General features: G+C 31.0%; 22 protein-coding genes. 11 read left to right on the top strand and 11 right to left on the bottom strand.

Going from position 1 to position 19,283, the window contains the following annotated elements:
- The 8 genes from DZ67_RS10215 to DZ67_RS0103295 all read right to left on the bottom strand — a co-directional run bounded on the left by DZ67_RS10215 (nt 1) and on the right by DZ67_RS0103295 (nt 5,846).
- Nucleotides 1-534: a hypothetical protein gene (locus DZ67_RS10215; RefSeq protein WP_024787241.1), complete on the bottom strand. Its 534-nt coding sequence runs from the start codon at nt 532-534 to the stop codon at nt 1-3.
- Nucleotides 527-1,807, bottom strand: coding sequence for an AAA family ATPase (locus DZ67_RS0103265; RefSeq protein WP_024790721.1), 1,281 nt, complete (start codon nt 1,805-1,807; stop codon nt 527-529). The genes DZ67_RS10215 and DZ67_RS0103265 overlap by 8 nt, the downstream gene beginning before the upstream one ends.
- Nucleotides 1,804-2,667 (bottom strand): damage-control phosphatase ARMT1 family protein, encoded by an 864-nt coding sequence (locus DZ67_RS0103270; RefSeq protein ID WP_024787243.1) that lies wholly within the window; start codon nt 2,665-2,667, stop codon nt 1,804-1,806. Before DZ67_RS0103270 ends, DZ67_RS0103265 begins: the two co-directional genes overlap by 4 nt.
- The gene (locus DZ67_RS0103275) at nt 2,664-2,900 is read right to left on the bottom strand and encodes a glutaredoxin family protein (protein ID WP_024787244.1); all 237 of its coding nucleotides are present in this window, start codon (nt 2,898-2,900) and stop codon (nt 2,664-2,666) included. Before DZ67_RS0103275 ends, DZ67_RS0103270 begins: the two co-directional genes overlap by 4 nt.
- 63 nt (nt 2,901-2,963) lie before the next feature.
- Nucleotides 2,964-3,413 (bottom strand): DUF3972 domain-containing protein, encoded by a 450-nt coding sequence (locus DZ67_RS0103280; RefSeq protein WP_024787245.1) that lies wholly within the window; start codon nt 3,411-3,413, stop codon nt 2,964-2,966.
- On the bottom strand, nt 3,413-3,910 hold the full coding sequence (gene purE, locus DZ67_RS0103285) for a 5-(carboxyamino)imidazole ribonucleotide mutase (RefSeq protein ID WP_024787246.1): 498 nt from the start codon (nt 3,908-3,910) through the stop codon (nt 3,413-3,415). Before purE ends, DZ67_RS0103280 begins: the two co-directional genes overlap by 1 nt.
- Complete coding sequence (locus DZ67_RS0103290; RefSeq protein WP_201767409.1) at nt 3,907-5,163, bottom strand: peptidase U32 family protein; 1,257 nt, start codon at nt 5,161-5,163, stop codon at nt 3,907-3,909. Before DZ67_RS0103290 ends, purE begins: the two co-directional genes overlap by 4 nt.
- Nucleotides 5,163-5,846: a hypothetical protein gene (locus DZ67_RS0103295; protein WP_024787248.1), complete on the bottom strand. Its 684-nt coding sequence runs from the start codon at nt 5,844-5,846 to the stop codon at nt 5,163-5,165. Before DZ67_RS0103295 ends, DZ67_RS0103290 begins: the two co-directional genes overlap by 1 nt.
- 55 nt (nt 5,847-5,901) lie before the next feature.
- Here DZ67_RS0103295 and DZ67_RS0103300 point away from each other — a divergent pair, with 55 nt between their 5' ends.
- From DZ67_RS0103300 to flgK, 7 genes are all read left to right on the top strand, one after another.
- Nucleotides 5,902-6,681 (top strand): histidinol-phosphatase, encoded by a 780-nt coding sequence (locus DZ67_RS0103300; RefSeq protein WP_024787249.1) that lies wholly within the window; start codon nt 5,902-5,904, stop codon nt 6,679-6,681.
- Between the two features lie 41 nt (nt 6,682-6,722).
- Nucleotides 6,723-7,964 (top strand): MFS transporter, encoded by a 1,242-nt coding sequence (locus DZ67_RS0103305; RefSeq protein WP_024787250.1) that lies wholly within the window; start codon nt 6,723-6,725, stop codon nt 7,962-7,964.
- Between the two features lie 258 nt (nt 7,965-8,222).
- The gene (locus DZ67_RS0103310) at nt 8,223-9,221 is read left to right on the top strand and encodes a flagellar basal body P-ring protein FlgI (RefSeq protein ID WP_084021776.1); all 999 of its coding nucleotides are present in this window, start codon (nt 8,223-8,225) and stop codon (nt 9,219-9,221) included.
- A 48-nt stretch (nt 9,222-9,269) separates the two neighbouring features.
- Nucleotides 9,270-9,542 carry a rod-binding protein gene (locus tag DZ67_RS0103315; protein WP_024787252.1) on the top strand — a complete coding sequence of 91 codons (273 nt, stop codon included), beginning with the start codon at nt 9,270-9,272 and terminating at the stop codon, nt 9,540-9,542.
- A 58-nt stretch (nt 9,543-9,600) separates the two neighbouring features.
- Entirely contained in the window at nt 9,601-9,780 is a 180-nt protein-coding gene (locus DZ67_RS0103320) for a flagellar biosynthesis anti-sigma factor FlgM (protein ID WP_024787253.1), read from the top strand.
- Between the two features lie 31 nt (nt 9,781-9,811).
- Entirely contained in the window at nt 9,812-10,222 is a 411-nt protein-coding gene (locus tag DZ67_RS0103325) for a hypothetical protein (RefSeq protein ID WP_024787254.1), read from the top strand.
- A gap of 1 nt (nt 10,223) precedes the next feature.
- Nucleotides 10,224-12,386 (top strand): flagellar hook-associated protein FlgK, encoded by a 2,163-nt coding sequence (flgK, locus tag DZ67_RS0103330; protein WP_024791767.1) that lies wholly within the window; start codon nt 10,224-10,226, stop codon nt 12,384-12,386.
- On the opposite strand, the gene DZ67_RS0103335 is transcribed toward flgK, so the two are convergent.
- Nucleotides 12,379-13,023 (bottom strand): hypothetical protein, encoded by a 645-nt coding sequence (locus tag DZ67_RS0103335; protein ID WP_024787255.1) that lies wholly within the window; start codon nt 13,021-13,023, stop codon nt 12,379-12,381. The genes flgK and DZ67_RS0103335 overlap by 8 nt on opposite strands.
- A gap of 48 nt (nt 13,024-13,071) precedes the next feature.
- On the opposite strand from DZ67_RS0103335, the gene DZ67_RS0103340 reads away from it, so the two are divergent.
- From DZ67_RS0103340 to DZ67_RS0103350, 3 genes are all read left to right on the top strand, one after another.
- Complete coding sequence (locus tag DZ67_RS0103340) at nt 13,072-13,803, top strand: TIGR02757 family protein (RefSeq protein WP_024787256.1); 732 nt, start codon at nt 13,072-13,074, stop codon at nt 13,801-13,803.
- A 65-nt stretch (nt 13,804-13,868) separates the two neighbouring features.
- Nucleotides 13,869-14,555, top strand: coding sequence for a F0F1 ATP synthase subunit A (locus DZ67_RS0103345; RefSeq protein ID WP_024789458.1), 687 nt, complete (start codon nt 13,869-13,871; stop codon nt 14,553-14,555).
- 25 nt (nt 14,556-14,580) lie between these two features.
- The gene (locus DZ67_RS0103350) at nt 14,581-15,099 is read left to right on the top strand and encodes a thiamine phosphate synthase (RefSeq protein ID WP_024787258.1); all 519 of its coding nucleotides are present in this window, start codon (nt 14,581-14,583) and stop codon (nt 15,097-15,099) included.
- A gap of 61 nt (nt 15,100-15,160) precedes the next feature.
- Here the strand turns inward: DZ67_RS0103350 and DZ67_RS0103355 are convergent, their stop codons facing one another.
- Complete coding sequence (locus DZ67_RS0103355) at nt 15,161-15,988, bottom strand: prephenate dehydrogenase (protein WP_024787259.1); 828 nt, start codon at nt 15,986-15,988, stop codon at nt 15,161-15,163.
- A 70-nt stretch (nt 15,989-16,058) separates the two neighbouring features.
- On the opposite strand from DZ67_RS0103355, the gene bamA reads away from it, so the two are divergent.
- On the top strand, nt 16,059-18,242 hold the full coding sequence (gene bamA / locus DZ67_RS0103360; protein ID WP_024790722.1) for an outer membrane protein assembly factor BamA: 2,184 nt from the start codon (nt 16,059-16,061) through the stop codon (nt 18,240-18,242).
- Here the strand turns inward: bamA and flhB are convergent.
- Complete coding sequence (flhB, locus tag DZ67_RS0103365) at nt 18,234-19,283, bottom strand: flagellar biosynthesis protein FlhB (RefSeq protein WP_024787261.1); 1,050 nt, start codon at nt 19,281-19,283, stop codon at nt 18,234-18,236. The two genes, bamA and flhB, sit on opposite strands and share 9 nt — an antisense overlap.

Below are 19,283 nucleotides of genomic sequence, written 5' to 3' on the forward strand. Positions count from 1 at the left end.
TTATTTTACAAAATTTTTAATCTTAAAATATTCTTTTTGAAACCATTTTATATCATTAGTTTTAACATCTTTTACAATATGTTGTTCTTTTAAATATTCTAAACCGAATTGAATAGTATTTTTGCAAATACCCCTTTTCCATTGTGGTTCATCATTATAAACAATCCCTACATATAACTCATAATTATTAAATTTTAAATTACAATTTTTCTTAGAAATTGATTTTAATACTTCAATTGAATCTAAAATCTTTTTTTTTATTTCATCATTATCTATTTGACTGCATTTTTGATTTTTAAATTCTATTAAAAATAATTTTTTTTCATTTTCATCAAAAAATATTGTATCTACACTACTTGGTAAAGGATGTGAAAAAAAATTCTCCACGAAATAATCAAAATCAAACCTTTTATCTCCACAATCACATAAATGTACCTTTTTAGCGCTATCCATTGAAATTTGTTTCAAAACATTGAAACAATTTATCGAATTAGTTTCACATAATTTTTTTAAACAAAAAAACAATTCAGCCATTTTTTTCCATTAACTGTTCATCTATTTTATCAAATTCATTAAATGGAGCACTCAATTTTTGAAAAATTCTTTCTAATGTTAATGCATTAGAATCTTCTATTTTAAAAATTTTTTCATTTTCCGCTAAATAAAAATCAATATTTTCTAATTTATACAATTCTGCATATTTTTTTAAAGCTTCTATAATATATGGAGAATGGGAATTAACAAGAATTGAAAAATAATTTTGTTTTACCATTTTTACGATTATCTTTGCATATAATAATTGCCATTTCGGATGTAAATGTACTTCCGGTTCATCCAAAATAAGTATTGAATTTCTTAATAACCACCTTTTTTTCAAAAGCATCATTAAAATTCCAAAACTTTTAATGCCTGTAGCTGTGTTTTTTATAGAATATGTCATATTGTTTCTTTTAAATTCAAACTTGCCACTTTTTACTATCACTTCTCCATTTATAATTTGAGATATTTTCTCAATGAGTAAATCAAAACTTTTTTCCAATTCAAAGTCTCTTGGATCAAAAGAAAGTCCTGATAATTTTCTTTTTAAATCTTTAATAGTGGGAATATATTCTTTAGACGCAATTTCTTCTTCATTTAATAAATCGATTAATTGAAATATTACAGGAGAATCAATATATGTGGCATCTGTAAAAATTTTTCCTCCATCATAAAATTTTACTATTTCATTATTTCTAAAAATAACTGTTGTATTTTTAGAAAGTGTTGCAAGTTCAATTTTGGACTCTGTAGAATTTTTATTTGTTATTTCTCCGTCAAATAAATAATTTATAATTTTTTTTAAAGTACCAATCCTAAAATCATCTTTATATTTAAAATCAAAAAATTTTAAAATATCTTCTTTTAATTTTAAAAAATGTTTTTTTATTTCATTGTTTTTAAAATCAATTTTTTTAAAAATATTTTCAATTTCTTTTTTTTTATCTATATTTATATTTTTATTTTCTAAAAGTTTTGTTATTTTTTCTTTTAACATATTAACTTTATTAGCATTTTCATCATATTCTTGTTTATTTTTTGATATAAAATTTAAAAGATTTTTAAAATTTTCAAGATTATATAAAATTTGTCTATTTCTAACAGAATAAAAAAAAGCACCTCTGCACATTTCAGTAGTTTTTATTAAAGAAAACAAACTTTTCCCAACAGTACTTTTTCCTGTATCATTTTCCCCTGCTATCACAGTTAGTCCATTTAATTTTACATCAGCTTCTTTTATCATTCCAATATTTTTAAGCTTTAAGTTCATTTATTGCCCTTCAATATTACATTATCGCCTTTTTCACATCCGCATGCATTTGCTACTACACCGCATTTTACTTTAAACAGATAAAAGACTTCCCTTCCGCATTCACCAAACAAAACTTCAAAATTACCCATTCCCTTACTAATTACTAAATCAGCATTATAAAATATTTCCTTGCTTTTGGAATTTGCATATTTTAAACTAAATCCCGGAGTATCCACTCCCGTATCAATAATTTCGGCAAAATTACTGATTTCAGAGCCTTTTAAATCATTAACGGTTATATCATTAATTATAGGTTTTCCTCTTACTAAATAATAAACTTTTATTTTTGGATATATTTTTTTAATCACCTTGATTAAAATTTCATCAAAAACATTTTCTCCCGCATTGTCTGCCAGATAACACAATGTTTTAGCCTTTTTTAATTTATTTTCTAATTTATTAAAATCATTATGGATAAAATTCATATTAAAAATATTTTCAATTTCTTTGTTTAAATCATACTCCTGGTTTACTCCCAAATCTATTATATTTCCCGCAATGGCAATCTTACAGGCATCGAAAAGAGGGTTTTTGGAATTTTTTAATTTTTCTTCCAAAAGCGGTTTAAAATTTAAGGCCTCTTTTATTGAAATCTCTTTTTCTTTTTTAAAAGGGTCGTTTATATTTAATTTTTTTCTGATATATTCATAAACTTCTTTAGCGATATCGGGAGGGGTAAAAGATAAATCGTATTTGGATAAAATCAAAGCGACACCCCTTAATATATCACTTGCTTTGTTTTCATCCAAATTAAGTCTTTTGGTGACATTCAAAGCCTGATTATAGATACATACGTAACAATCTCTTTTTATTTTCATTTAATTCCAAGCTCCTTTTTAATAGCCGCTTCATTAAAGCCGCAAATCCATCTGCTTCCCACCAAAATTACGGGCACCCCCCTGCATCCGTGCCTTTCACAGTCTTTGGCTGCTTTAGGGTCTTTACTTATATCAACTTTATTAAACCTGATTTTATTTTTTCTAAAAAACTGTTCGGCCCTGCTGCACCAGACACATCCAGGAGCCGTAAATAAAACCACTCTTTTTGCCATTTACACTCCTTTTTATATAATTTTAAATGTTAAATGTTAGATGTTAAATTCATAATTCAACATTTATTTTTCACTTTCTTTCTTAAGCACTCTTCCCCACATAAGTTTATATTTTTTCCTGCAAAATTCAAGCTCATCCTGAGTAATTTCAAGCTGTTTTTGAAGCCTTTCAATTGTAATTTTAGCTTCTTCGTAAATTTCCTGTAAAGAATAGATGGATTCTTTCAAAAATCTGTTTTCATCTTTTAGCGATTCAATGGTTTCATCTTTGCTCATAAGCACTTTTTCATGCATATTCAGAAATGTTGCCAATGTTTTTTTGGCTATGTCATTACTGTTTACAATTTCTATTTCATTTAAAGGCACTATTTGATTTGTGTTCTCCGCTTCTATATAAATAATACCCTCACTTTTTTTACATTTAAGTTTTTTTTCTTTGCATAAGGAAAAAATCTCTTTTTTACTTTTACCGCTTATTTTTTCAAATTCTTCGATTGTCAAAAGAGTTTTCATTAATCTAATTTCACCTCAACTTCTAATGAATCCATTTCAACTTTTTTAGCCTGTGAAATTCTGTCTTCTTCAAGTTTTGTATTCAGCTCTTCGTCGCTCAAAGCCAAAATCTGAAGAGCTAAATATGCTGCATTTTTAGCTCCCGCTTTACCGACTGCAAGAGTTGCAACGGGCATACCGCCCGGCATCTGCACGGTAGAAAGAAGCGCATCAAGCCCGTCCATCATTCCGCTCGGCATTGGAACACCAATTACAGGTCTGGTTGTAATTGATGCAACAACACCTGCTAAATGTGCGGCCATTCCCGCCCCGCAGATAAAGACTTTAGCACCACGCTCTTCGGCATCTTTTACATACGCATGAGTCCTTGCGGGGGTTCTGTGGGCGGATGTAATCAACACTTCATAGGGAATTTGAAATTTTTCTATAACTTTTATTGCCTCTCTCATTATTTCATAATCGCTTTTACTTCCCATTAATACACTTATAAATTTCATATCTCTTCCTTTCTTAAAAACGTCAAATAAGGGAGTTTACACGGCAATTTTATCGGATTTAGATTACCGCTGTGAACACTGCTTAATTCTTTGTTGCCTTGTGTAATAATTTTATTTAATTTAAGCAGCCACCTGCCGTTTTCATTATAAACTTTACCTATTTCATTTTCACATGGTGAAATTTTAACATTTTTTGGCAGTACTATTTCAAGCACATCGCCGGGATATGTTTTATATTTACACATAAAATGGCCGCCATCTTCTGTCACAACCCCACTTACCTGCCAGTTTCCGGTGGTTAATGAAGTTTTTAAATTTTGGGTATCGTTTCTAATATATGGCCTTTTTACAATATATGCATCGCTTAAACCTCTGTTTTTGGTAGTTAAAATTTCATTGAGATATTTTTTGCAGTCGCATTTGCCGCTTTTTATATATTCATCAATTGCATCTCTGTAAGCTTTTGTCACAACTCCCACATAATAAGGAGCTTTTGTTCTCCCTTCAATTTTCACCGAATCTATTACACCGGCTTTTAAAATTTCAGGGATATGTTCAATCAGACATAAATCTTTTGCATTCATTATATAAGTGCCGTCTTGATATTCTTCTAATTTAAACATTTTTCCAGTTTCTGGGTTTTCGGCATAAAGCACATAAGGATACCTACAGTCATTCGCACAGCTTCCTTTATTGGGGTTTCTTCCAAACTGAACGGCGCTTAAAAGGCATCTCCCCGAATATGCAAAACACATAGCCCCGTGAACAAATATTTCTATTTCAATATCAGGCACTTTCTCTTTTATTTTTATCAAATCTTTTAATGTGGCTTCTCTTGCGGCAATTATTCTTTTAACACCTAAATCCCTGTATGCTTTATAATCCCATGAATTCAAGGCATTTGCCTGGGTTGAGAGATGAATGTCAATTTCTGGCGCTATTTCTTTTGCTTTCATTAAAACGCCAAGCGTTGAAATTATAAAAGCGTCAACCCCCGTTTCTTTTAGTTTTTTTATATGGGATTCTATAAGCGGAAGCTGATTTTCAAATGGAAAAGCATTCACGGTGGCATAAACTTTTACACCTTTTTTGTGGGCATATTCAATAGCTTCATTAAATGTTTCATAATCGAACTCTTTTCCGCTGTGACACCTCAGGGAAAAATGGCTAACCCCGGCATAAACGGCGTCCGCCCCGTAGGCAATGGCAATTTTTAATTTTTCAAAATCTCCGGCAGGTGCAAGCAGTTCCACTATTTGGCTCCGAATTTTTCAAGCAGTTTTTCAATATCTTCGTCACTCACCACTTCTTCTGTTTCATCCCCCTGAAGATGTCTTGCGCTTTTGACTCTTGCCTCATCTTCAATTTTTCCTTCAAAAAGCCTGTTCATATATTTTATAAGAGCCCTCATTATATTTATAACCCTTTCTATTTTTTGCCTATGAATATCTTGATACTGCATAATATCCATTACGGTAAATATTTCATTTTCAGCCGATTCGTTTTCTTTTGAAATCTGCTCTGCGATTTTTATTATTTCTTCTAATTTTTGGAGTTCTTCTTCAAATTTTTTAATATGGGGAAACGTAGTGTGAAGTTTTGTAAAAAGAGCTTTTTCTTCAGTTAAAAATTCTATAATTTTTTTAATTTTTTCGTTTGTATCGCGTATTGCGGCGGAAATTTCATCCATTTTTTCCAAAATCTGCACCGCCTTTTCCTCACTCTCTTTTGTAACTTCGTCAAGCTGCGCCACAACTTTGTTTTTTGAATCCGCAGGAGGAGGAGTTATAGGCTCACCTTCATCAACATTTTCATTATCTTTAGTTTCTTCTTTTACTTCCTCTTTTTCTTCTGTTTTTGAATCTTCTGTTTCATCTATATTATCTATATCGTCTAAACCCCCCGCCATTAAAGCGTCTAATTCTTCCTGGGTCATAACTCACCTCATTTTTTTAATTAATTATATATAATTTCACTAAAAAAGGCAAAACATGCTTATTGATATTCACAACCACACACCCCTTTGTAATCACGCCACAGGCATCCCCGAAGAATTTATAAAAAAAGCGATAGATAAAGGAATAGATATATACGGTTTTGCAGACCATGCGCCGATGGATTTTGATAAAAAATACAGAATGGGCTTTGAAGATATGCCGAAATACGAAAATGAAATAAACGCTTTAAAAGAAAAATATAAAGACAAAATAAAAATTCTTTTAGGGTATGAAGTGGATTTTACGCCTTTTATTGATAAAAGAGTGCTTGAGAGAAAAGTGGATTTTTTAATAGGAAGCGTTCATTTTCTAAACAACTGGGGTTTTGATAATCCCGAATTTATTAAAGAATGGGGAAAAAGGGATATTGATGACGTTTATAAAGAATATTTCTCCAAAATAAAAGAAATGGCTGAATCTAAACTGTTTGACATAGTGGGACATCTTGACTTAGTGAAAGTTTTCGGCTTTAAACCTAAAAAAAATATAAAAGATCTGGCAAAAGAAGCGATAAAAGCCATTAAAAAATCCGATATGGCAGTGGAAATAAACACTTCAGGTCTTAGAAAAAAAGTAAATGAAATTTATCCGTCTGTTGAATTATTGAGAATAATTAAAGAAGAAGGAATAGATATCACATTCTCAAGCGATGCGCATAAACCTCAGGATGTAGGATACAAAATCACTCAAGCAGTAGAACTTGCAAAAAAAATAGGATTCAGTGAAGCTGTTTATTTTGAAAAGAGAAAAAAACAGAAAATTAAATTAACATAAATTTAAACTATTAGTATTAAACTAACAAAAAAAGGATATAAATGGTCTATTTAAGTCTTTTAATGGCTATAAGGTTTTTGGGGCTTTTTATTGTTATGCCGCTTTTATCGTTATATGCATTAAGTTTAAACGGGGCAAATGCGTTTAATGTGGGTGTGGCGATGGGGGCATATGCCCTTTCACAGGTTTTTTTACAGATTCCTTTCGGCAGATGGGCCGATAATTATGATAAAAAAAAGATTTTAATAACAGGCCTTTCATTGCTATTTTTGGGAAGCATAGTCTGTGCGTTTTCAACAGACATATATATGCTGATTTTTGGTAGGCTTTTACAGGGTGCTGGCGCAATAGGAGGTGTAATTCTGGCTTATATAGCGGATTTGACCGATGAAAACACAAGGGCAAAATCATTTGCAAAAATGGGACAGTTTATTGCCCTGAGTTTTGCGCTTTCTATGGTTTTGGGACCTACCGTAGGTGCAAAATGGGGGGTTGACAAACTGTTTTTACTGACCGCACTTTTAGCACTGTTTTCAATCTGGCTGGTTACCAAAAAAATTCCGAATCCACCAAAAATTGTCCATCATCAGGCAAAAGCCACTTTAAAAGAAGTCTTAACGCATAGGGAGCTTTTAAAACTTTTTTTCTCTGGTTTTATGCAAAAAGGTCTTATGACTGTCTTTTTTATGATTACTCCTATTGTTTTTACAAAAAATCTCGGCTGGGATAAAATGGATTTATGGAAAGTTTATATTCCGGCATTGATTATAGGTATTTTCGCACTGCCTCTCGGTGCAATTTTGGCTGAAAAAAAAGAAAAAGGGAAACTGGTTTTTATTTTAAGCGCCGGTTTAATAACGATATCTTTGTTTTTATATTCAATTGAAAATATTATCAGTGATTTTTTGGCGGTAATAATATTCTTTTTCGGATTCAATATGCTCGAGCCTGTTCTTCAAAGTTTTGTAAGCAAAGTGGCAAGGGCAAATCAGAAAGCAACCGCACTTTCAACATCAAACACTATTCAATATTTAGGAATTTTTTTAGGCGGCGCGGGGGCAGGTATTTTTATGAAATATAATTTATTAAATTTGTTTTTAATTTTAAGCGCAATTATCGGAATTTTATGGGTAAGCGCACTTATTAAAATGAAACCTGTTAAAAAATTTAAAATCGTGGAATATAAAGAATTTGATAAAGATTTTATAGAAGAGATTAAAACCGAACAAAATGTATATGATTTTTATGAAAAAAACGGTGTTTTGATAGTAAGATACATTTAATTGCTTAGGTGAATAGTGAGTGGTGAGTAGTGAGTTTTAGGCTGTCAAGTGGCTAAGTATCAAGTTAAGAATGTAAAGTAAAAAGTGAAATTTTACATTTTTAACTTTTCACTATTTATTATTTAAATCTCTACTCACAATTCACAACTCACAATTCACAACTCACCACTCACAACTCAAAACTCACCACTCACCGCTCTCACCACTCACTATATAATTGGAACGAAATTTGCTGCTTTTAAATAAAAAAGGCTTTAAATGTCAGCAAAAGTCGACGGTTTTGAAAAATTTTTGGCAATTATGTTTTTTACAATTTTTTATATGTTCATTTCTACCAATCTTTTTGCCGATAAAATTAAAAATATTTCATCAATAATAGGTGTAAGGGACAACCAGCTAATCGGGTACGGACTCGTTGTAGGATTAGACGGCACCGGAGATTCGACATCTTCAAAATTTACAAATCAGACCCTTTCAAATCTGCTTAAAAATGTAAATGTAAAACTTGACCCAAAAGACATAAAATCAAAAAATGTAGCTGCCGTAATGGTAACTGCAACCCTCCCGCCGTTTGCTAGGGAAGGAGATAAAATCGATGTGACAATATCTTCAATAGGTGACGCCACTTCTCTTGAAGGGGGAGTATTGCTTATTACACCGCTAAAAGGTGTAAACGGAAAAATTTATGCCCTGGCACAGGGGCCTGTAAGCATGGGAGGATTTAATCTAAAAGGAGGCTTAAAGCAAAAACATTTTACAACAACAGTAAAAATTCCAAACGGGGCTACGGTTGAAAGAGCGGTTGTATGGGATATATATCATCAGAATTTTGCCACTCTTTCACTTAAAAGAAGTGATTTTGATTTGGCTGTTAACATTCAGAATACATTAAATAATAAATTCCGCTCTCATGTCGCCGTTGCAGTTGATCCAAGAACAATAAAACTTAAAAAACCGCAAAAGCTTTCCATGCCGGAATTTTTGGCAGAGGTTGAGAATACCGATATCACTGCCCAAATGCCTGATGTTATTGTAATAGATGAAAGAACGGGAACAATAGTTGCTGGAAGTAATGTAACGGTAAAACCGACAGTTATTACTTACGGTGATTTTGTAATAAAAATTAAAAAAGAAACAACTATTTTAAATTTAACGCAGATGTTTCAAAAATTTAAAGCAACGCCGCAGGACATTATCGCTATTTTGGAAAACTTAAAAACCAGCAGCGCAATAAACGCAAAACTGATAATAAACTGATAATAAATCTTAGATGATGGATGTGTAAAATTTAAAAAGGAGAAGAAAATGAGCAATTACAATATAAACATAGGTATTCATCATAAAATAAATTTAAAAGAAAAAAATCTGAAAAAATTAAAACAAAACTGTAACGCATTTGAAAGTGAAATATTAAATTTTTTTTTAAAAAAAGCCTTAAAAGATGAATCAAAGCTTTTTCCCGAAACACCCGGGGAAAAAATTTACAAATCTATGCAAATAGAACAAATTTCAAAAGAGCTGGGCGGAAATTTCGGATATTCACAGCTTTTATTTAATTATTTAAAAAAAGATATTTAAAAAAATTTGAAATTTGCCGATATGGTTGGGTAGAATAACAATAAAAAAAGGTTTATAAATGATATCAAGAGTTGGAATAAATCAAACAAATTTAATATCTACCCAGCCAGAAAAAAAAGAAGTTAAAAAAACACAAAATTCTGGAAGGGTAGAAGAGATTAAAAAACAAATCGAAGCCGGAACATACAAAATAGACTTGGACAAAACAGCAAAAGCTTTAGCCAAAGCGCTTCTTTAATCTCTTCACCCTTCCCACAAAAGGAAGGGTTATGCTTACAAAAAAAATAAATGAAATAAATGATGTTTTAAACAATTTAATCTTTTTAACAAAAGAAGATATAACTGCTATAAAAAATGCAGACCACGAAACTATATTTTCACACACAAAAACAAAAGAAAATTTAGCCAAAAATTTTTCTTTTTTAAAAAGTGAAATAGATTCAATACTGCTAAGCAGAAACAAACCCATAGAAGAAATTTTTTCACCTCAGGAAGAAATTCTATTTGATGAATTCAGGGAAAATTTAAGCAAATTTAATTCCCTTCACAAAAAATTTTCTGTATTGGCCCTTGGTGTCGCAAATTTTTATAATGCACTTATGAATGAAATAAAAAATGAAAAACCTCTAAATTATAAAAATGAAAACATCTTAAATTCAAAACTCAGCTTAAAGGCATAAAATGGGAATTTCATCAGCTTTTAACATAGCACAGACCGGTCTAAACGCACATCAAAAGGCAATTGACGTAACCTCAAACAATATTGCAAACGCATCAAATAAGGCATATACAAGACAAAGGGCTGAATTTTCCACGCTTGGAGATGTAAACACCATCCCCGGCGATATAGGAATTGGGGTTCAGATAAAAAGCATTGTCCGGATAAAAGATATTTTTTTATTTAACAGGTTTACTCAAGCTTCGGCTAATTTACAGAATTTATCGGCTCAGGAAAAATACCTTCAGGAAATTTCAACATATTTCCCGGATACCACAGACAATGGTATATATAAAAATTTAAAAGATTTTTTTGATGCATGGCAAAATTTAGCATCAAACCCCAATGATTCAAGTGTAAAAGTAGATTTGGCATCAAAAACAAAAATTTTGGCTGATTCCATAAAACAGGTCAGAAATTCAATTACAGATATAAAGCAGAATATAAACAGCGAAATAAAAACGAAAACAGATGAAGCGAATGATATTATCAAAAAAATTTCCGAACTTAACAAAAACATATACGCAAATGAAGCAAACAATATTGACCATGCAAACGATTTAAGGGATGAAAGGGATAAACTTGAAAAAAGACTAAAAGAACTTTTAGATGTCAAAATTTATAAAAACGGATTAAAATCATTTAAAAGCGGGGGAAGTTCAAATATTGATTACGAAAAAAACTATTCCATTTCTCTTAGCGGATATCCTCTTCTTGACAATTCCACATATTATCCTATCAAACTGACGGACAATCACGGAGATGTGGATATAAATATTCAAAAAGAAGACCATACGCTCACTGATATTACAAATAATATAAACGGGGGTGAAATAGGAGGGCTGTTAAATATAAGAGGCAAAGAGATAAATGAAAAAGGTGAACCGACTGACGGAATAATAGGGGAAATTCTAAATAAACTCGATACTTTTGCAAGCAGCTTAATAAAAAATGTAAATTCTCTTTATTCCCAGGCGGCACAGTCGAATGCAGTGTCTGATCAGATAAATGTTCCAATAAGTATTTCCCATGATTTGGCCAACAAACCTTTAAGCTCTTTGAATAATATTTTATTACACCCTATAAGAAACGGAAAAATCACATTAAATATTTATGATGATAAAGGGAATTTTATTAAAAATATTTCAGTATCCGTTAACAAAAACGATTCATTAAACGATGTAATCAATAATATAAACAATGCTTTTAACTCAAACGGGATAACCGACACCCAGGCAAAACTCTTAAACGGGCAATTAAAATTTGTTAACAGTCAAAACGCTGAAGCTTCAAATGTATTGGTAAAAGATGACGGAAGTACGCTTTTTAGTGCAATGAATGAAATAGAATATCTGCCTATAAATAAAATAAATCAAACCCAACTTCCGCTTCCGATGGAAAACGGCTCTTTTGATTTAGTAGTATATAATGACAAAGGGAAAGAGTTAACCAAAAGCAAAGTTATTATCAACATGAATTCAAATGATCCTAAATATTCCACTATTGAGGGAATAGTTTCTCAAATTAATACACCAAATATCGACGATAACAACGACAATAATCCAGATAACGACGTTGACGATTACTATAACGCCGGTTATTTAAACGGAAAATTTATTCTTTCCAAAAAAACAGATGAAAATACATATGTGGGAATAGATGAAGACAGCGCAAAATTTGGAGGGGCTATTGGAATAAACAAATTTTTCACGGGAAACAACGCTGAAAATATAGATATAAAAAAAGAGCTTTACGAAACCCCGAGTAAAATTCAGGCAAATAAAACACCGAGCTCAGGAGACAATAAAATAGCGAATTCCATTTTACAGCTTCAGTTTGAAAAACTCAATTTTTATGAGAAAAACAATATTTCCAATGAAACTGTTTTTGAATATTACAGAAATATAACAGGAGAACTTGCCGATAAAACGAAAAACATATCTTCAAAAAAAGAAGTTGCCCAGACACTTATGACAAATATTTCAAACGAATATTACAGTGTCAGCGGGGTTAATATAGACGAAGAACTGATTAATCTGGAAAAATTTCAAAGAGGATATCAGGCAAATGCAAAAGTCATTACCACTATAAACCAGATGCTTGATAGCCTCTTTAATATCAGATAGATTTATCATAATCTATCTGAATAATATCTTCCAATAAATCCCATCCAAAATGCATAACATCAATTTCTGTTATTTTATCCAGATATTTTCCGTTATCATTCATAATGGTATATAATTCTGCCGTCATTTCGGACTTTGGATAAAAATTGCTCGCAACGACATCTTGTTTTTCCCCGTTCATTTCCACATTGTTTGGTAAAAGCAAATCACAAAATTTGTTATAAATTTCATTATCCGGTTTTTTAATGTCACAAGCGCTGTAGCCTATTTTTATTTCATTTATATCGGGATTTTTTTCATATTCAAAATATCCGTCGCCGTTTGTTTTTAAAAGCAGAATAATATCCCCCGTTTTAAAATTTTCATTTATTATTTTGTCAATATCTTTATTAATATAATCAATATCCTCCGCCGTAAAAATTTTATTTTCAATTTCTATTTCAATGCCCTCAGGATTGATTCCTGTCAAATCTTCATTTAAACTCAACGCTTCCGCTTCCCCGCTGTCAAGATAAGCCGCAACATTCTCTTTTAGTCTCTCAATTTCTTTTGAATCATCCAAATCGTAATCATCTAAATTTATAAGATATGAATAATCATAAATTTTAATAATATTCGTATCGCCTCTGATTATCATTTTGTCTCCTCTTTTTATATAATTATAACAAATTATCAAAGAGAAAAAATGGAAAAATTAAAAAAGAAATTAGACAGTTTGATAGATAACAATATTTATGAAATAAATGAAAAAAAACTCGATCCAATTATGATAGCCCAAAAACATAATGATGAATATATAGCGTTAACTGCAGCCCTCTTCTCCTACGGAAATGTAAAAGCCATTTTGAAATTTTTAAATTCAATTGATTTTAATTTTCTTGAAACAAAAAAAATACCGACAAATCTTTATTACCGTTTTCAGACCAAAGAAGACATATATCAGTTTTTTAAAGCATTAATCAGTATGAAAAAAGAATATTCTCTAAACGATTTGTTTTTAAAAGGTTATAAAAAAGAAAATAATGTAATTGATGGACTAAAAGAAATAATAAAAAAAATTTATGAAATTAATCCTTACAAATCAAAAGGATACGAATTTTTAATAGGCAAAATCCCAGGTAACAAAACCAAAGGTGTCAGCCCGTATAAAAGATGGAATATGTTTTTAAGATGGATGGTAAGAGACACTGAGCCTGATTTAGGATTATGGAAAAATGTTAAAAAAAGCGATTTAATTATTCCGCTCGATACGCATACCCATAAAGTTTCTTTAAAATACGGTTTATTAAAAAGAAAAACATATGATCTGGCAGCTGCTATAGAATTAAGTGAAAATTTAAAAAAATTTGATCCAACCGACCCTCTTAAATACGATTTTGCACTTTACCGAATAGGACAATTTAAAATAAATTTGTAAAAAAATTTAAAATTTATTTTAATTAAGCATTAAATTTGATACAATTACATAAAAAAGGACTTTATATGGAAGATAGAATTTGGCTGATTTTTGGATTTTTAGGCCATTCTCAGGAAGTTCAGCTAACAGTTCATGTTTTATTGGCGGCTTTTTTATCCGTTTTTGTTGCAAAACTTGCCACAAGAAATCTTCAAATTGTTCCAAACGGATGCCAAAATGTTATGGAAGCTGTAATTAACGGAATGCTATATGTAGGAGAAGATATTACAAACAAAAAAGTTGCAAGAAAATATCTTCCTCTTGCAGGAAGCCTTGCTATTTTTATTTTTATGGGTAACTTAATGGAAATAATCCCCGGATTCGAACCTCCTACCGGAAATGTTAATTTAACGCTTACCTTGGCATTAATCGTATTTTTTTATTATCATTTTGAAGGAATAAAATCTCAGGGAGTGGGACATTATATTGCCCATTTTGCAGGACCTGTAAAATGGCTCTCTCCCCTTATGTTCCCCGTTGAGGTAGTTTCTCATTTTTCAAGAATTATTTCCCTTGCATTCAGGCTTTTTGGTAACATTAAAGGTGACGATTTGTTTTTACTTGTTTTATTGATGTTGGCACCCTGGGTATTTCCTCTCGCAGGATTTGCCTTAATGAGCTTTTCTGCATTCTTACAGGCATTTATTTTTATGGTATTGACTTACGTATATATTTACGGAGCAGTAACAGGTCAGGAAGAAACACTCGAATAGGTAAAACCTATTCTTCTTCAATTTTATGCTAACTTATTTTATAACTGATCCCAAATATCCCCTTACAAATATATTTAACTCAATAAAAAAATATAAACCAAATTTTGTGTGTTACAGAAATAAAAAATATTTTGATGAAAATGAAATAATTGAATTTGTCAGTTTTGCCAAAAAATATTCAACTGTTTTTATAAATTATGATGATTTAAAAAATGATAAATTACTTCAATATTTTGACGGTATTCACTTTCCGACTTCTAAGATAAATTTAGCCCTAAATTATCCAGATAAATTAAAAATAGCTTCAGCCCATTCAATAGAAGAAGTAAAAAAAGCCAAAAATCTAGGATTTGATTATATTACTTTCTCTCCTGTATTTTATTCAAAAGGACGCAAAGGTGTAGGAATTGAAAAATTAAATGAAATTTGTGAAATTTTTCCAAACACCATAGCACTCGGCGGAATTATCAGCGAAAAAGAAGTAAAAGAAATTGAAAAATCAAAAGCCATTGGATTTGGTGGCATCAGATATTTTTTTCATTAAAAAATAAAATTCAATTTTTTCCTACTCACTACTCACCATTCACAATTCACTTTTACATCAACTACATTATCTTATGCAGTTTGTTTCCATTTTCCATCCAAATTCTGAGCTCGTCCCATTCACTGTTTTCTATTAAATTTTTTGCCAGTTTCAGCTCTTTTTTAAATGCTTCTATAGCCTTTAAAAGATTGCTTTTATTTTCTCTGAAAATGTCTTCCCACATTTTGGCATTGCTTTTTGCAAGCCTGCTCATATCTTTAAATCCACCTGCGGCAAGAGTAACAATATTTTCTCCCTCTTCCTGGTTTAAAACCGCATTTGCCAAAGAAAAACTTATGATATGCGGCATATGGGAAATAAAAGCCGCATGTCTGTCATGGGAAGAGGCTTTCATAAACTTTATTTTCATTTTTAAGTATTGGAACAAATCAATTGCCACTTCTTTTTGTTTTTTACCGCTATCTTCTATATCACAAACAACCATTATTTTATTTTCATACAAATCTTCTATTGCAGCGTTCGGGCCGGAATACTCCGTTCCGGCCATAGGATGGGAAGCAACCAGATTTTTTCTTATATTTTTTGGACACTCTTTTATGATTGTCTCTTTGGTAGAACCAAAATCTATAATACTCACATCATTTTTAAGCGGCATTTTCGAAAGTTCTTTTAATGCCGAAATAATCCCTCTTATCGGTACAGACAAAATAATAACGTCAGCTTTTATTAAATCAGAAAATTCAACTATTTCATCCACAAGGCCCAATGTTAAAGCCTCTTTTTGATGAAGGGGATTATGATCAACTCCTATAATTTTTTTGAAATAATTTTTTGAAGAAAGTGCGAAGCTCCCTCCCATTAGTCCCAAACCTACTACAGCGCAAACCATATAACCTCTTTTTGAAAAAATTATATCACATATTTGGTATAATTTCTCTTAATTTGAAAAAAGGATTATAATGAAGAAAATTATTTTTGCATCTTTACCTTTTATTTTATTTGCAAATATTAAAACAATAACTTATCAGGGTTTGATACATATATCCCCCGTTACGGCAAATACAATAATTTCTGTGCATCCTGGAGATGAATACAATATAAAAAAAATAGATGAAAGTATTAAAAAACTGTATGAGACAGGTTATTTTAAAAAAATAAAAGTTGATTACACCAACGATAAACTTACATTTATATGTCAGGAAAAACCAATTATTTCAAGACTGGAATTTGAAAACCTCTCAGAAGAACTTAAAAAACTTTTAAAAGAACAAAACATTCTTCCCAAAAAAGGAGAAATTTACAAAAAAGAAACTTTTGAAAAATTAAAAGATTTTATCGAACAATATTATCTGGCAAAAAAATATTTTAACACATATATCAATATAGAAAAAACCTATATCAGCCCCACAAAACTTTATATAAAAGTAATAATTGTAAAAGGTAAAAAAATAGATATAAAAGAGGTTAATTTCTACGGTGCAAAACAGATAGATAAAAGCGATTTAATTGATTTAACAGAAAATCAGCCAAAGACCTTCTGGTCATTTTTACCAATCTTTAATTCAGGCGAGCTTAATGTATTCAAACTGCCTGAAGACAAGAACAATATACAAAATTATTATTTCAATTTAGGCTATATGGACTCAAAAGTGTCCATGCCTCTGGCCAAGGCAAATATTGATGATTACAAAGCCGTAATTGATTATAAAATACACGAGGGGAAAAGATATAAGGTAAAAAAAATAAATATAGACTATCCTAAAAATATTAAAGTAAAAACACCTGAGCTTGAATTAAAGCCCGACAAATATTTTAATGTATCGGCTCTTAGGGAAGATTTAAAGAATATAACACATGCTTTTCAAAATATAGGTTACGCTTATGTAAAAGTATTCCCTGAAATTAAAAAGAAAGGGGAATTTGCTTTTATTACTTATAAAGTAATACCTGGTAAAATTGTATATATAAGAAATGTGACAATTTCCGGAAACACAAAAACACTTGACAGGGTTATAAGAAGAAATATTTTTATAGCACCAGGAGATAAATATTCTTACCAAAATATTACAGATTCAAAATACGCCCTTCAAAGAACGGGTTATTTAGAAGATGTAAAAATAGAAGAAAAAAAAGTATCAGACAATCAAATAGATTTAAACGTAAAAGTAAAAGAAGGCCTCAGCGGAACACTAAAAGCCGGTATCAGCTACGGAAGTTATTCCAAATTCGGTGTTTCTTTTTCTATTACGGAAAAAGATATTTTCGGAAGCGGACAAAAACTCTCAGCCAGCGCCGATTTATCAGCAACCAGTAAAACTTACGCTTTTTCATTATATAATCCAAGGGTGTTTGATTCAAAATTTTCAATGAACACATCTATTTTTAACAGTGAATTTCAAGGTATTTCATACACTTCCAAGAAAAAAGGGTTTACATTAGGCATCGGTAAAATGCTAAGCAGAAATTTAAATTCAAATATTACATACGGATTTACAAAAACAGAATTAACCAATTACGATCAAAATTTAACATATTTAAAACCGACCAGTACAAAAAGCTATGTTATCGGTTCGATAAGATACAATTCAACAGATAATTATTATTTTCCAACACTCGGAATGAATGCCGGTACAAGTGTTGAATATGCCGGGATCGGGGGAGATGAGAAATTTATAAAAACAATAGGCAGTTTTAAATATTTTTATCCTCTAAAAAATTCAACATATGAAACATATGCCGTATTAAAATACAGAATAAAAGCCGGGGCAATAAAAAACAATGGTTATTTGCCTATCGATGAAAAATTTTATTTAGGTGGTATAGGAAGCGTAAGAGGTTTTGCTTCTTATTCTATTTCTCCTAAAGACAGCAACGGAAATTATATAGGTGGTAAATATGAATTTATAACAGGGCCCGAAATTTCCACACCGATTAACAGAAAAATAAAACTCTGGGCCAGCGCTTTTGTTGATTACGGTGCTGTGGGAGAGAACAGCTTAAATATTTCAAGAGCGTCAGCCGGTGTTGCAATTAACTGGATAACTCCTGTAGGACCTCTTACTTTAGTGTTTGCAAAACCTATTAAAAAAGAAGAAGGGGATAACACCAAAACATTTGACTTTTCTATCGGGGCATCATTTTGAGTTAGCCCTGAACACATAAGCCAGAATTTCCGCCACAGCTTTGTATAATTTTGGCGGAATAATTTCATCCAAATCCACTAATTTATATAATTCTCTTGCAAGCGGCGGATTTTCCACAATCATTATTCCGTTTTCCCTTGCTATTTCTTTTATTTTTAGCGCCAGATGATTGGTTCCTTTTGCTATAACCCTAGGAGCTTCGTCTTTAGTTTTATCATACCTCAGTGCCACCGCATAATGGGTAGGGTTTGTAATCACAACATCGGCTTTTGGAACTTCGGCTATCATTCTTTTTCTTGCCATCTCTCTTTGGAGTTGCCTTATTTTGGCTTTTATTTCAGGATTTCCTTCGGTCTGTTTGAATTCATCTTTAATTTCCTGTTTACTCATTCTGAGAGACTTTTTATAAGAGTATCTTTGATAAATAAAATCTATCAGGGCAAACACAAAAAAAACTCCGAGCATAGCCATTATAATTAAAGCAGCTTTATTTTCAAGCCATTTAATCTGATTAAAAAAATCCATAAGTTCAAGATTTGGAATTTGGGTAAAAAATGTCATAAAAAGCCAAAAGCCCACCAAAAAAGAAATAAAAACCTTTAAAGTGGTTTTAACCCCTTCTACCATTTTTTTTAAAGAAAAAAGATTTTTAAGACCTTTAAAAGGGTTTAATTTATCAAATTTAGGAGTAATTGGTTTTGTGGTAAATAAAAAACCAAACTGGCTTACATTTGCCAAAATTCCAGCAATTACTACAACTAAAAAAATAGGAAACATTACAACAAAAAAATAAAAAGCGCCTTTTACCAAAATATTAAAAATCAGATTTTTATTAAATTCGACACCTATAAAAGAATAAAAATATTTAAAAAAATCTTCAAAATAAAAAGCAATATATTTAACATAAAAAAATAGAACCAATAATGCCAAAAAAAGCACAATAAAGCCTGCTGTTTCTATTGATTTTGCTACATTTCCCTCTTCTCTTGCTTTTTGAATTTTACGCGAGGTGGGCTGTTCGGTTTTTTCTTCGTCAGCCAT

The organism is Lebetimonas sp. JS138 (genome assembly GCF_000523335.1).
In the GTDB taxonomy this organism is placed as follows: Bacteria; Campylobacterota; Campylobacteria; order Campylobacterales; family Nautiliaceae; genus Lebetimonas.

Bases quoted from the DNA above. Each gene is read 5' to 3' on its own strand.
- DZ67_RS0103350 (WP_024787258.1), top strand. From the start codon at position 14,581: ATGCTAACTTATTTTATAACTGATCCCAAATATCCCCTTACAAATATA.
- DZ67_RS0103315 (WP_024787252.1), top strand. From the start codon at position 9,270: ATGAGCAATTACAATATAAACATAGGTATTCATCATAAAATAAATTTA.
- bamA (WP_024790722.1), top strand. From the start codon at position 16,059: ATGAAGAAAATTATTTTTGCATCTTTACCTTTTATTTTATTTGCAAAT.
- DZ67_RS0103300 (WP_024787249.1), top strand. From the start codon at position 5,902: ATGCTTATTGATATTCACAACCACACACCCCTTTGTAATCACGCCACA.
- purE (WP_024787246.1), bottom strand. From the start codon at position 3,910: ATGAAATTTATAAGTGTATTAATGGGAAGTAAAAGCGATTATGAAATA.
- DZ67_RS0103295 (WP_024787248.1), bottom strand. From the start codon at position 5,846: ATGACCCAGGAAGAATTAGACGCTTTAATGGCGGGGGGTTTAGACGAT.
- DZ67_RS0103355 (WP_024787259.1), bottom strand. From the start codon at position 15,988: ATGGTTTGCGCTGTAGTAGGTTTGGGACTAATGGGAGGGAGCTTCGCA.
- DZ67_RS10215 (WP_024787241.1), bottom strand. From the start codon at position 534: ATGGCTGAATTGTTTTTTTGTTTAAAAAAATTATGTGAAACTAATTCG.
- DZ67_RS0103270 (WP_024787243.1), bottom strand. From the start codon at position 2,667: ATGAAAATAAAAAGAGATTGTTACGTATGTATCTATAATCAGGCTTTG.
- DZ67_RS0103310 (WP_084021776.1), top strand. From the start codon at position 8,223: ATGTCAGCAAAAGTCGACGGTTTTGAAAAATTTTTGGCAATTATGTTT.
- flgK (WP_024791767.1), top strand. From the start codon at position 10,224: ATGGGAATTTCATCAGCTTTTAACATAGCACAGACCGGTCTAAACGCA.
- DZ67_RS0103340 (WP_024787256.1), top strand. From the start codon at position 13,072: ATGGAAAAATTAAAAAAGAAATTAGACAGTTTGATAGATAACAATATT.
- DZ67_RS0103280 (WP_024787245.1), bottom strand. From the start codon at position 3,413: ATGAAAACTCTTTTGACAATCGAAGAATTTGAAAAAATAAGCGGTAAA.
- DZ67_RS0103275 (WP_024787244.1), bottom strand. From the start codon at position 2,900: ATGGCAAAAAGAGTGGTTTTATTTACGGCTCCTGGATGTGTCTGGTGC.
- DZ67_RS0103320 (WP_024787253.1), top strand. From the start codon at position 9,601: ATGATATCAAGAGTTGGAATAAATCAAACAAATTTAATATCTACCCAG.
- DZ67_RS0103325 (WP_024787254.1), top strand. From the start codon at position 9,812: ATGCTTACAAAAAAAATAAATGAAATAAATGATGTTTTAAACAATTTA.
- DZ67_RS0103335 (WP_024787255.1), bottom strand. From the start codon at position 13,023: ATGATAATCAGAGGCGATACGAATATTATTAAAATTTATGATTATTCA.
- flhB (WP_024787261.1), bottom strand. From the start codon at position 19,283: ATGGCTGACGAAGAAAAAACCGAACAGCCCACCTCGCGTAAAATTCAA.
- DZ67_RS0103265 (WP_024790721.1), bottom strand. From the start codon at position 1,807: ATGAACTTAAAGCTTAAAAATATTGGAATGATAAAAGAAGCTGATGTA.
- DZ67_RS0103345 (WP_024789458.1), top strand. From the start codon at position 13,869: ATGGAAGATAGAATTTGGCTGATTTTTGGATTTTTAGGCCATTCTCAG.
- DZ67_RS0103305 (WP_024787250.1), top strand. From the start codon at position 6,723: ATGGTCTATTTAAGTCTTTTAATGGCTATAAGGTTTTTGGGGCTTTTT.